The organism is Shewanella sairae (genome assembly GCF_023283535.1).
GTDB lineage: Bacteria > Pseudomonadota > Gammaproteobacteria > Enterobacterales > Shewanellaceae > Shewanella > Shewanella sairae.
Map to the genome: position 1 here is coordinate 55330 of NZ_JAKILT010000027.1, position 12852 is coordinate 68181.

The window sequence follows — 12852 nt, forward strand, 5'->3', positions numbered from 1 at the left end:
ACCCAGTCTTTCCCGCCTATCTAATAACAAAAGGTAAAAATAAAAACGCAACAAATACAAGCACATAACCTTGCTTTGATTTTATTTCTTATCGCTTTCTTCAGTTTTAAAATCCAATGTCGTTTTACTATTATATACACCAAAAAATGACTTAAAATTAAAGGAAGTTACCATGTTATCTGTAATGACTAACAATGCGTCTAACATCGCGCAGAACTCTGTAAACAAAAACAACGATATGCTTGCCAATGCGATGGAGCGTCTATCTACTGGTCTACGTATCAACAGCGCTGCTGACGATGCCGCAGGTCTACAGATTGCGACTCGTATGAACGCTAACGTAACCGGTATGGAAGCGGCAAACCGCAACGTATCTGACGCGACTTCTATGCTACAAACAGCTGACGGCGCACTAGATGAACTATCTGTTATCGCAAACCGTCAAAAAGAACTAGCGACTCAAGCGGCTAACGGCGTGAACTCTGCTGAAGACCAAGCAGCGATTAAAGATGAGTTTACAGCTCTAGCGACTGAAATGGAGCGTATCATCGATAAGACAACTTATGCTGGTAATGACCTATTTGGCGCTATTTCTGGTGGCGTATCTTTCCAAATCGGTGCAGGTTCAGGCGAGACTCTAGCTGTCGATGGCGCAGGTATTGCGGGTATTAAAACAGATATTGACACTCTAAAAGCACTAAACTCTGCAGGCGTTGCAAGTGGCATTGGCAAGATTGATGACTTTATCAACAAAGTTGGTGAAATGCGTTCTGATTTAGGTGCTAACATCAACCGTCTAGGCCACACAGCTTCTAACCTAACTAACGTGACTGAAAACACTAAAGCTGCTGCTGGCCGTATCATGGATGCAGACTTCGCTTCTGAAACTGCAGCAATGAGCAAAAACCAGCTACTAGTTCAAGCTGGTACTAACATCCTGTCTTCTTCAAACCAAAACACTGGTTTGGTTATGGGTCTATTGGGCTAATCCCAACTTTCCTACCGTTTCAAAAAGGGCCTTATGGCCCTTTTTTTTGGTTATTTTTCTTATCAATTCCTACCACACCACTTTAGCAACACACTTGTTAGGTCGCCTTAAACACAACATAACCAGATAGAGCTACCTACTCTATATCAGCGGAAGTAACACTTCCTACTGTTAGTAAGCCACGGAAAATGAATGAACCATTCATTTGATAAAAAACAAAAAACTACTTAATTAACAACAGTTAAACAACTGGCACACGGATTGCTACATAGAGCAATATTGGAGGAGTGTAATGATTTCAGGTATGGGTGGCGCCACATTCGCCGAACAGCTTATCGTCGCTGAGCGCGCAGGAAAAGATCAAATATTTAAGAATAATATGACTAAATATGAGGCGCAGCTCGATGCCTATAAGATCTTAGAACGTAGCCTAGACTCAATGAGTAGCAAACTAGAAAGTATCGATGGTGACGCTTTTGAAAGTAAAACCTCATCGGTTAGTGACGATAGCGCCTCAATCACTGTAGAGAGCGGTGCCCCCACTGGCGACTATGACCTGCATATCGAACAGCTAGCACAAGCACACCAGCTAACCAAAAGCTTTGCGAGTGAAGACGCACTACTGCCAACTACTGGCGTTATCAATATTCAGCTTGGTAGTGATGCAGCAGATAGTATTAGCCTTGATATGTCTAAGCTCAATGTCGATGGCACTGCAACGGTCAAAGACCTAACCGGCATGATCAACTCGCACTCAGGTAACCCTGGGGTGCAGGCCTCATTGGTGCGCACCGGTGGTCAAGTAGAATTAATGCTGTCTTCTAAAGAAACCGGCGCAGCCAATACTATCAGTGTGACTATGGATGGCGCTGATTGGGGCATGACTGAGCGACGTGCAGCACAAGATGCCAAGGTCAATCTTAACGGTATGGATATTACTAATAGCAGTAATAACCTAGCAAACGTGATTGACGGTGTCTCTATTGAGCTAAATAAGGTACATAAACCAGGCGAAAGCAGCACTATCAGAATTGAGTCTGATACCGACGCCAGCGAACAAGCAATTGAAGATTTCGTTGATATTTTCAATGACTTGATGGACGAGATAAATAAGTTAACCCGCTCTATGGGCAGTGAAGCTTTAGATGAGCTGAACCAAGAGAATGCCGATAAAGAAGATAATAGCGACGAAGATAAAGACGAAGATAAAGATGAGGATGAAGACGAAGATTCCAATTCAGCTATTACCGAAGATCAATTAGGCGTCCTTAAAGGTGACTCCAGTATTCGCATGCTACAACAGAATATGCGTGATGCCATTTTTGATACAGCCCCAAATGGGATGCGCCTATCGGATATCGGTGTTGAATTTGGTCGCGATGGTAAGCTCGATATCGACAACGATAAGCTTTCCAAAGCACTTAAAGACGATCCTAATGCTGTGCAAGCCATGTTCACCGACACTGGCAGCTATATAGATAAACTCGATAAAGTTATCGACCCTTTTACTAAGTTCCAAGGTTCAATGGACCTTAAAAAAGATAACTTAGAAATGCAAATTGAGCGCGTTGAAACCAGCATGGATAATCATGACCGCCAAATGGAGCAAAGGTATCAAATTTACCTGGCTCAGTTTACTGCCATGGAAGCGACCATTAGCCAACTTCAGTCATCAAGCTCCCTATTTTACTAAGGACTACTTTACATGTTGAATGAGCACGACCCTTTTAATGCTTACAAGCAAACCTCACTAAATGCTAGAGCGGCTGCGGCCAATCCCCATGAAATGGTACGCATGCTATTAGACGGTTTACTCGAAGAAATACAGCGTACAGCCGGGTTTATGCAGCGTAAAAGCTATGAGGATAAAGGTCAAAGCATCAATAAATGCCTCAATATTGTGCACGGGCTCGATTCAATGTTGGATCTAGAGAATGGCGGTGAAATAGCATCGACACTAAACCGCTTATATGACTATTGCAGTCGCCAATTGGTTATCGCTAGCGTAGAAAATAGCGTTACAGCTCTAGAACCCATCACTAAGGTTATTACCGATGTCAGAGAAGGTTGGGCTAATCTCAATTGAGCAGTGGCAACAGTGTGAAAAAGCATTGCTATTTCATGCTAATGCCCAGGATTGGGAAAAATTAGTCAAAGTAAATGCAAAGATGACACAGCTACTGATAAAAGCAGGCAAACCTAGCAATCGCTCACAGTTGTTAGCTCGTCAATCACTCGCTAACACACATAAGCAAGTGTTATTGCAATTAGAACAAGCAAAAGAGCAACTAGGGCAAGAGATGAACCAATTCAAGCAACAACAAGATGGCTTAGCAGCATATCAGCTGACCAGTGTCAGCGGTGGCGCTTATGATTAGCAGCTCTCTATTGTCGAGTTGTACGCCGTCGAACGCCACCACAACAGGCTCTTCTGTATCAAACTCGGTAACAGATACTCATTGTCATTCCTGTACCGAGAACCTTGATCAACATCAAACAGATGTGATGCCTTTTTCTATGGCTTTTTCTTTGGTTAATGTCCCGGCAGTAAGCCAAAATAGCGCTAATAACGCGCAGCTACCTTCAACAATGTTGCCCGTGACAACTTCGTCAGTAACGAGCCCATTAGTTAATAACGCTTTATCTGCAACAGCTTTAACAGGTAGTGCTCTGTCTAATACGCAGTTATCGAGTTCTGCTTTGGAGCATACTTCAAGTAGCGCGAACCAACTTACTCTAGCGACGTCTTTCGCAGCTGGTAACTACGGACAACAGTTGCAATCAACACCTGCGCAAACGCAACCCTATGCCCGTTTATCACCAGAGCAAGTCGCTATTGGCCAAGCTTTAGCCCCTACCGTGTCGCCAGCGCCGATCAAAACGATGCAGCAACCACCAAACCAACAATTGGACTCACAGAAGACCACACAGGCAGTGACGAGTTCGCTTGCTATGGACAACATTGGGTCACAACCGTCCCAGCTTAATTCCGTCACCAGCCAAACAAGCTTTACTCCGCCGACGGCAATGGTGAAAAGTGACACCATGATGGGGCAAAACTTATTTCAGGGGATGATGCACACACCTCTGCCGACAGCGATAAGCGATTCAACTGCTGTTGACATCGTTGACTCGGTAAACCAAATATTAGCTTCTAATACTCGAACTCAAACAGCTGTTACCCAGTGGGGCCCGGTGTCAGTTTCTCAGACTGCACCACTAATGCAGCAAGCACATGAAATGCTATCTCCCCTTAGGGAACAGCTGAAGTTTCAAATTGATCAACAAATCAAACAAGCTGAAATAAGACTCGACCCACCAGAGCTAGGTAAAGTTGAACTCAATGTCCGCTTAGATGGTGATCGCCTACATATTCAAATGCATGCTGCAAACGCATCGGTGCGTGATGCCCTATTGACAGGGTTGGATAGATTACGTGCAGAACTAGCAATGGATCATGGTGGACAGATTGACGTTGATATTAGCCAAGACGACCGCAAACAACAGCAAGATCCGTCAACAGCTGATTTTGCGATTGCAGCCTCCACGGTAAACGAAAACCAAGCCACTTTTAGCAAGAAAGAGCAACAAACAGATCACGTCGATCTATTGGCATAATTAAGGAGCCATACACAGTGTCAATGAATAATAAGGGCAAACTATTAGGATTAGCGCTAGCCTTTGTGGCTTGGACCGGTGCCGCATTTTGGGTCGGCTGGCAATCACCTACTCTCATAGGTGGTTTCTTTGGTCCCAAAGAAACCGTTGTAGAAGCGGCAAAATTTTACCCTTTAGATAAGTTTGTTCTATCGATTCCAGGTGAAGAGTATTCACATTATTTGCTATTGGAACTTGCGATAAAAACACGCTCAAAAGACGCTCAGTTTACGTTAACTCAGGCGGACTCAGTTATAAAAAACTCGTTAATGAAAATGTTTGCTAACAAACACTTTGATGAGCTGAATGACAATAAGCAATTTGAGCCACTACAAAAAGAAGCACTTAATATTCTTTCTATTGTCCTTGCCCAAAATGACTTTGATATCGAGTTAGATGACGTATTGTTTACGCGAATGATTATTCAATAAAAGGCCACGCTATGAACACCGCACTATCAGCCTATCAAGAAGCTGAAGACGTTGCTGTACACCGCTTATCAGAGAGCCAGGTTATGAAACAATACCTGCCTTTAGTAAAGCGAGCAGTATCACAATTGAGAAGCCATTGCGGCCTTGTTCTGGCAATAGAAGATATGGAGCAGATCGGCATGATGGCCTTGTTAGAATCTGCTCGCCGTTATCCGGGTGAATATGACAATGGCTTTTTGTCGTTTGCAGGCCAACGTATCAGAGGAGCGATTTTAGATGAGCTTCGCCGCCAAGATTGGCGGCCGCGCCCTGTTAGGCAACAAGCACATGAACTCAATGACATGGTGCGTAAACTTACCCGCACCTTAAAAAGAGAACCGACAGATTTAGAGGTCGCTGAATCAATGGGGCTCAGCCAGGCTGAGTATCGAGAGCGGTTATTTGCGTCACAATCTGAATCAATGCGCAGCTTGGATGAGCTCATCAGTGACGGTAGTCATTTTGAGGATAAAAAAGACATATTGGAGCAATTTTCGACAAAAGAAACATTATTCCAAGCGATTTTAAAATTAAATAAAAGAGAACAGGTAATCCTGTCGCTTTACTATCAACATGAACTCAATTTAAAAGAAATCGCCGCTACATTAGGACTGACTGAGACACGGATTTGTCAGCTGCACAAGCACGCAGTAAAGCAACTTCAGCAGATCTATCAAGAATGGGAGCGGTAAATACGTGAGGCTGTATGAGTAAACTTGTAGGGTTAGTAATAATTATTCTATCTGTGTTTGGTGGCTATATGTGGGCAGGTGGTGTATTGCTTGCTCTATGGCAACCAGCTGAAATATTAATTATTTTTGGTGCAGGTTTAGGTGCACTCATTATTGCGACCCCTCGCCCAGTTCTTATGGTTATGATTGAGCAGCTCAAAGAGATCCTCAAAGTAGAGAAAGAGGATCCTGAACTCTATCCACAACTTTTTGGTCTGATGTCGATGCTGATGACGCAAATACAAATGCAAGGCTTAAAAGTGATTGATGATCACGTTGAAAAGCCAAGAGAGAGCTCTCTTTTTCTAATGTATCCTGCGATTCTTGAACATCCGAATGTGCTTAACTTTCTAATTGATAACCTTCGTTTACAATCTATGGGCAAGATTTCCCCCCATGATTTAGAGCATATTTTAGAAGAAGAGATCCACCGCATTGAAGAGGATAGCATGCGTCCTTCCCATGCAATAGGCAAACTAGCAGAAGCTATGCCTGGTTTCGGTATCCTCGCGGCCGTAATGGGGATCATCATTACCATGTCAAATATCGATGGTCCAATCACCATGATCGGCGTTAAAGTTTCAGCCGCATTAGTGGGTACATTTATCGGTATTTTTGCCTGTTATTGCTTCTTCGATCCAATATCTAAAGCACTTGAGCACCTAGTAGAGCGTAAATCGGCTCAACTGCGCTGCGTTGCTGCTATGTTGTCAGCTTTTGCCAAAGGCAAACCACCAATGATTGCAATTGATGCAGGGCGTAAGCAAATTCAAATTGAAAACCGCCCCTCATTTATAGAGCTTGAGCGCTGGTTAGCGGAGCAACAAAGCTAATGGCTCTAAAACCAGAAGCCATCATCATTAAAAGAAAAAGACGTGGCAAAGCACATGCTGCGCATGGCGGCGCTTGGAAAGTGGCTTTTGCTGACTTTACACTTGCTATGATGGCTTTTTTCATGGTGCTATGGATCATCCAAATTGCCGATCAGCAAGAACGTACTGTGATCGCTCAGCACATACAAGGTGATCTATTTGAATCAGGTTCCATTAACCCATTCGATTTAAGCAGCTCACCTTCAATGCTCGACTTTGAAGGCCAGATGACCATACAAGAAGCTGTCATACCAACAGCTTCTACAGGCGCAGGTATCCGTGGCCCAGCACTTCATAACCAAATTCCAGAAGGCACAAAAGATGCTAAAGCTGGACGCGGTCCAGAACTAAATGCAATGGTTCCTGGCAAATTTGAAACCCAAGCTCAGTTAGAACTCCTTGCGAGAGAAATAGACAGAGTTATCGAAGATGTCAGCATGACGGCTAACGTTAAGCTACAAGTGGTTCCTCAAGGTGTGCGCATCTTAATGCATGACAACATTAATAGGTTCATGTTTACTCGAGGTAGCGCAGAAATGAAGCCCTATTTTGAAGACTTATTGATGGCATTAGGACCAGTTCTCAGCAAAGTCGAAAATAAAATGAGTATTTCTGGTCATACAGACTCGACGCCGTTCGCAGGTAAAACATTTACCAATTGGGAGTTATCCAGTAAGCGAGCATTACTGGCTAGGCGAGTACTCGAATATGCTGGAGTTGAAAATAATCAAGTTATTCAGGTAACAGGCATGGCAGATCAGGCTCCTTACGTTGTTCATGATCCTGCGGCAGCGGCCAACAGGCGTATTGAAATGATAATTATGACGACTGATGCAGAAACTCAACTACGACAAATGACAGGCTTACCTGTAGAGAAACCTGCTCCTAGCAAAGAACTGATAGACGCAAAAAAATTAGCTGAAGCTAACCAACCAAGATCGAGATACCCAGAGTCGTGGACAAAACAATAATTTTGCAAGAGGAGTTTATCCCTGCAGACAAACCTAAAAAAGAAACAAAAATAAATATTGAATGCCGGCGACACATCAGGTTAAGCCTAAGATTAGATGCCGATGAAGATATAGTATTTGCATGTGACGGCCTAACAGTGCCCTTGATTGATAAAAATCACTGGATTAAAAACTATATTGGGCTCGCTAACATTAAAGATATTGGACTAGGCGGTGTGGGATTCATCACACGTTGTAGCTTGCGTATAAATCAAAAAATATATATCACCATTGATAATGAACACGCACCAATAACGATTATGAGGGTAGAGAGAATTAACGGAAAACTCAGTTTCATCGGTGCGAAATGGGATATAGAAAGCGAAGAAAAAATAATCCCAATTCTTAATAAAATCAACAAAATGAGCAAGCCTTAGGTGAATAGCTTTATCGCATAGACTTAAGGGCAGAGAGGAAACGAAAGTGGCTGATTCATATGTTAGAAAAGGTGTGGATGGTTTACAAAAGCTCTTCTTGTATTTGATAATCTTAGATTGGTTTATTCTTATTTATCTCTTCACAGAAATTAAGTACCTGCCTTTTCGCTATGGGGTTGCCGCTTCTATCATGATCATATTTTTCAATCTGATACTGATGAAGCTATGCTTCAAGCGCGCCCGAAGAACAACCGATAGCTACTTAATCTATCCAGTTATCGGCGGCGCATTATTTTCATTTTCCCTCGTAGGTTACTTTTTTTTATTCTAAATGGCTGTATACCTCACCAAGCCTGCAAACATAGCTAAAAATTTCGAACACTGCACTTGAAAGATAATTAATTCCAAATAAACACAAAGGTAAAATAGGCAATGACAACTCCTACCTCGCAGATAGACAACAAATTTCATATAAACAATTTTGGCGAGCATTACCTTCCGTCAGTAAATAGAAAGTCGTTCGAATGCCTAGACTCAAAAACTGTATTCAAACAAACATTTAAAGATCAGCTTTTTATCGAAGAGTGTTTGCATATTGTCATTGGCTCAGACTCAGGGCTGCTCATCGATTTCATCATTAATAATGAAATGCCTAGCGGCAGCAAATACCTTATCATTGAGCCTCCAGCAATATTAGACATATTGCCTTTAGAGCTCAGAAATAAGCTTCCAGAGCAGATAAAACTTATAGATTTCGCTGAACTTCAAAGCTTATTATCTAGCGATGATTATGAGATGTATTTGATTAAAAACCAATACATGACTCACAACTCCATCGCATCGACTTCAGGTGTTATTGATCTATACAACACCTATATCCATGACACGCAAAAGCTGCTTAAAATGCACAATTTTAAGATGAGCGGTATTTTTCAAAATAAAGTTTTTTTAATCCAGCAATTAAAAAATACACCTGACAATCTTTACCCTGCTTCCCTATTGCGCAATAAATTTATAGGTAAAACCTGCGTCATTATTGGAGGAGGACCATCCTTAGATGAGCATATAGATTGGATAACAAATAATTACGATCAGCTATTTATTATTACAGTATCAAGAGTTGCAGCGAAGCTGTCCAAAGCAAATATTCCAGCCCACATCATTGTGTCTATCGACTTCCAAGACCTTAACTTCGAAGTTAATATCGATGCAATGGCTTTAGCACAAGAAAGCTTACTGATTAACTCGTACCACTTAAACCATCGAATTATTTCACAGTGGCAAGGTAAGTCTCTATACACAGGGTCCCGATTACCTTGGATTAAAGACGATGCAAATAATATTGCTTCTGCTGGCCCGACGGTCACCAATAGTGCTGTTCGCATCGCCATAGAGTTAGGTTTTAAAACAATTCTGCTCTCTGGTGTTGATTTTTGTTACTCAAGTAGTGGTGTAACTCATTCAAAAGGATCAGTTGAGGCAGAGGCAGGCATAAACAACAGTAGAATTGAAGAATGGGTGGAAACTTACGCTGGCAATCAGGCAGAAACTCCAGTGCAACTAATCTCTGCGGCTCAAACCTTACAAACGGAAGCCTTAAACCACCCACAAGCTAATATTATAAACTTGTCTATTAACGCCGCCAAACTAGAAGGTATTAGCTATCAAGCAGCTGAAACAATAACTATAGAACCGGCAAATATAGCGCCGAAACAACTTTTAGCAATGATTCCGGACGCAGCTGAAGAGAGAAAAAAACACTATAACAGCATGCAAACCGAGCTACACAGTGCTGAAACAGCACTGAAGATTATAGAAACCTTATCTAAACAAGCTATAAAGCTCAACCTTCAGCTACAAAAAATAGATGTTCAATCTAAAAAGTACCGCAGTACAGCTAAAAAAATAGAGCTAATAGAAAGAGAAATTGAATCAAAATATTCTGACTATTCATATTTAATTAAACAGTATGGTTATGCTGAGTTTTCAAAATTCTTAACCACAAAGGAAAGTGCAAAGTGGACAGTTGAGGAGATGCAAAATATGACTCATCTGTATTATAACGCCTTCAAACTGTTATCTGGAGAGGTTAGCAGTTATATAGCTGAAGCTAATAAAATCATTGAAACTAGACAGTTAGAGCTCAGTGATGATCCAGATCTAAACAAACTTGCAAAGTTATGGTCAAAGCATAACCAACCTGGCAGGGTACATATATTTAGCAAATTAAGAGAAGAGCTGGGGTTAAACATCGCTGCTACTAGCGAGCCTTTGACAAAAGCTGAAGATGAATACCATCGCCAGTTAACAGAGAAGTCACACCCTTATTTTTCAATGAAAAAGAGAAACCAATCATTACATAATACTTTAGCTAAAATTACCGACCTGTATAAAAGTAAAAATCAATCAGGACTAACTCAATTAGTTAATAGCATTAAACCTATGATTAAAGGTGATGCAGAGGCTCAACGGCTATATTTTTTAGCCAAATGCTATGTTTGCATTCTTGATAATGACAAGTACGCAGCTTTGCTAGCATTACAACAAATTGATGAAAACAATCAAACAGAAGTGATTCTAAAACAGCTAGTAGCATTAGCATCTGAGCAGCAGCAAATAGAGTTAACTCTATCAGCACTCGCTAAAATCGTTAATTTTAGCCATGAATATTTACCCTTATATGCACACGCCCTAACAATTAAAGGCGATAACATAGCAGCTATCAACACTTACTTAGACTATTTAGAAATTTCGCCTGAAGATATAAAGGTGCGTTTAAACCTTGGAGCGTTTTTATTGAAGATAGGACAAAATGAAGGTGCTATCACATGCTTTAAACAGGTTTTAACACTCGATATTAATAACTTAAGCGCGCTAAACTATCTTAAACAGGTTGCTCAATAATATTTAAGCTAAAGATTATTGGCTCAAGTACTAGAACACAACTAATTCACCTTCAGGTCTACTATCAAGTAGCCCTGAAGAAAGCCCTAAAGCTCGCAACTATCTAAACGAAACCTACAGCTCTTCCGCAAAGGTTAGTATCTGCTCAGTAGATAGAAAGTCTGGGTTATTACCAGAGTGGTATTCAAACCCCATTGACACTGGCTCTCCACATTCTTCAAGTCGGTTCTTTCTATAATCGATATCTTTGCCGAAAAAAGTAATACTTGGAGTGATAACAAAATGATCATCAAACTCTATTGTATGATGAGAGTCATCACCAGGGCACATTATCTCGTGTAACTTCTCACCAGGGCGAATACCCACAATCTCATGCTTTAGCCCCGGACCATAAGCCTGTGCCAAATCCGTAATTCTAATTGAAGGTATTTTGGGAACAAAAATCTCGCCACCTTGCATTCTAGAAAAATTCTTTAAGACAAAATCAACACCGCCTTGCAGGGTAATCCAAAAGCGAGTCATGTCAGGATGTGTGATCGGAAGACTCTCTTCCCCTTTAGCAATAAGAGATTGGAAAAAAGGCACAACACTTCCGCGACTACCAACAACATTACCATAACGCACAACAGCAAAGCGCGTCTCAGCCTTACCGACCATATTATTGGCAGCAACAAACAACTTATCTGAAGCCAGCTTAGTTGCACCATATAAATTAATAGGGTTGGCAGCTTTGTCAGTAGATAAAGCAATCACCTTTTTCACGTTATTAGCAATTGCGGCCTTTATGACATTTTCAGCGCCATTAATATTAGTTTTAATACACTCCATTGGATTGTATTCGGCCGCAGGCACTTGTTTCAACGCAGCAGCATGAATGACGTAGTCAACATCTTGAAAAGCTTGATTTAATCGATCTGCATCCCGTACGTCGCCAATGAAGTATCGCATGCAAGGTGCATTAAAGGTTTGCTGCATTTCATATTGCTTTAACTCGTCTCGAGAAAGAATAATCAAACGACTAGGTGAATAATGCTTGAGAATCGTTTGGACGTATTTTTGCCCGAATGACCCTGTACCACCGGTGATAAGAATCGATTTATTATTAAGCATTTTCGAGAACGTCCTTTAATTTATAGAAACCAGTTATAACTAAACACTGGAAAATTGATTATAAACAGCAAAATACATACCAGTATTATAATGTCATCAATATAACAACAGAAATAGCTAGGTTATCACTGCAAAATACCTAAAACTTTAATTGCACCGATGACTAGTTCGAGTCCCACAGGGCGCCAGAAAAAATTACAACACCTAATCCAGCTTCAGTATCGTCCTTATTTAGTGCTTAACGAGTAAAGACTAACTCAAATAGCAGAAAGACTAATTACCTATAACTCACTATCCCTTAATTACACGCTTCACTCAAGAGGGAGCAAACTGTAATTGAGCTGAAAGCAGCTAAGAAAAGACCTACGAGCAAATAGATGTGGAAAGTGCCGATTGTGAGGAGGATATAATAGCATTTCAGCTTAGCACTTAGTTATCTTCGCACAATCTCTCAGGTATATGTTGAAGCTAGAGTTATCTGCCTATGTCAGCCTATTTTCATCAAAAAACTCATTTAAGCGAGCTAAAGCCAGGCTACCATCAAAAAATAACAGTATTGCTGATGGGTGACGCCGATAAAAAGCAGGATATTGCCAAATTGCAGACGTAAAAAAGCCCGCTACATCGTAGCGGGCTTTCTCGTATTTGGCGCCTGGAAATGACCTACTCTCACATGGGGAGACCCCACACTACCATCGGCGATATTGCGTTTCACTTCTGAGTTCGGAATGGA

General features: G+C 41.3%; 12 protein-coding genes and 1 rRNA gene. 11 read left to right on the forward strand and 2 right to left on the reverse strand.

All coding sequences use genetic code 11. The features are described 5' to 3' along the window. Positions 1-172: 172 nt before the first annotated feature. The 11 genes from L2748_RS12790 to L2748_RS12840 all read left to right on the forward strand — a co-directional run bounded on the left by L2748_RS12790 (position 173) and on the right by L2748_RS12840 (position 11009). Complete coding sequence (locus L2748_RS12790; protein ID WP_220782068.1) at positions 173-988, forward strand: flagellin N-terminal helical domain-containing protein; 816 nt, start codon at positions 173-175, stop codon at positions 986-988. 292 nt (positions 989-1280) lie between these two features. After that, complete coding sequence (fliD, locus tag L2748_RS12795; protein ID WP_220782069.1) at positions 1281-2681, forward strand: flagellar filament capping protein FliD; 1401 nt, start codon at positions 1281-1283, stop codon at positions 2679-2681. A gap of 12 nt (positions 2682-2693) precedes the next feature. Then, on the forward strand, positions 2694-3074 hold the full coding sequence (fliS, locus tag L2748_RS12800; RefSeq protein ID WP_220782070.1) for a flagellar export chaperone FliS: 381 nt from the start codon (positions 2694-2696) through the stop codon (positions 3072-3074). Further along, complete coding sequence (locus tag L2748_RS12805; RefSeq protein WP_220782071.1) at positions 3043-3366, forward strand: hypothetical protein; 324 nt, start codon at positions 3043-3045, stop codon at positions 3364-3366. The genes fliS and L2748_RS12805 overlap by 32 nt, the downstream gene beginning before the upstream one ends. Continuing rightward, positions 3359-4606 (forward strand): flagellar hook-length control protein FliK, encoded by a 1248-nt coding sequence (locus L2748_RS12810; RefSeq protein WP_246616199.1) that lies wholly within the window; start codon positions 3359-3361, stop codon positions 4604-4606. The genes L2748_RS12805 and L2748_RS12810 overlap by 8 nt, the downstream gene beginning before the upstream one ends. A 23-nt stretch (positions 4607-4629) precedes the next feature. Then, positions 4630-5076, forward strand: coding sequence for a flagellar basal body-associated FliL family protein (locus L2748_RS12815; protein WP_220782080.1), 447 nt, complete (start codon positions 4630-4632; stop codon positions 5074-5076). Between the two features lie 11 nt (positions 5077-5087). Beyond that, the gene (locus L2748_RS12820) at positions 5088-5807 is read left to right on the forward strand and encodes an RNA polymerase sigma factor FliA (protein WP_220782072.1); all 720 of its coding nucleotides are present in this window, start codon (positions 5088-5090) and stop codon (positions 5805-5807) included. 14 nt (positions 5808-5821) lie between these two features. Next, positions 5822-6679 (forward strand): flagellar motor stator protein MotA, encoded by an 858-nt coding sequence (motA, locus tag L2748_RS12825; RefSeq protein WP_220782073.1) that lies wholly within the window; start codon positions 5822-5824, stop codon positions 6677-6679. Continuing rightward, the gene (locus L2748_RS12830) at positions 6679-7689 is read left to right on the forward strand and encodes a flagellar motor protein MotB (RefSeq protein WP_220782074.1); all 1011 of its coding nucleotides are present in this window, start codon (positions 6679-6681) and stop codon (positions 7687-7689) included. Before motA ends, L2748_RS12830 begins: the two co-directional genes overlap by 1 nt. Continuing rightward, positions 7674-8105, forward strand: coding sequence for a hypothetical protein (locus L2748_RS12835; protein WP_220782075.1), 432 nt, complete (start codon positions 7674-7676; stop codon positions 8103-8105). The genes L2748_RS12830 and L2748_RS12835 overlap by 16 nt, the downstream gene beginning before the upstream one ends. A gap of 432 nt (positions 8106-8537) precedes the next feature. Next, complete coding sequence (locus L2748_RS12840; protein ID WP_220782076.1) at positions 8538-11009, forward strand: motility associated factor glycosyltransferase family protein; 2472 nt, start codon at positions 8538-8540, stop codon at positions 11007-11009. 114 nt (positions 11010-11123) lie between these two features. On the opposite strand, the gene pseB is transcribed toward L2748_RS12840, so the two are convergent. Together pseB and rrf are read right to left on the reverse strand one after the other, a co-directional pair. Then, entirely contained in the window at positions 11124-12119 is a 996-nt protein-coding gene (pseB, locus tag L2748_RS12845; protein ID WP_220782077.1) for a UDP-N-acetylglucosamine 4,6-dehydratase (inverting), read from the reverse strand. Between the two features lie 650 nt (positions 12120-12769). Further along, positions 12770-12852: ribosomal RNA gene (gene rrf, locus L2748_RS24715) — 5S ribosomal RNA — on the reverse strand; the annotation flags it as partial.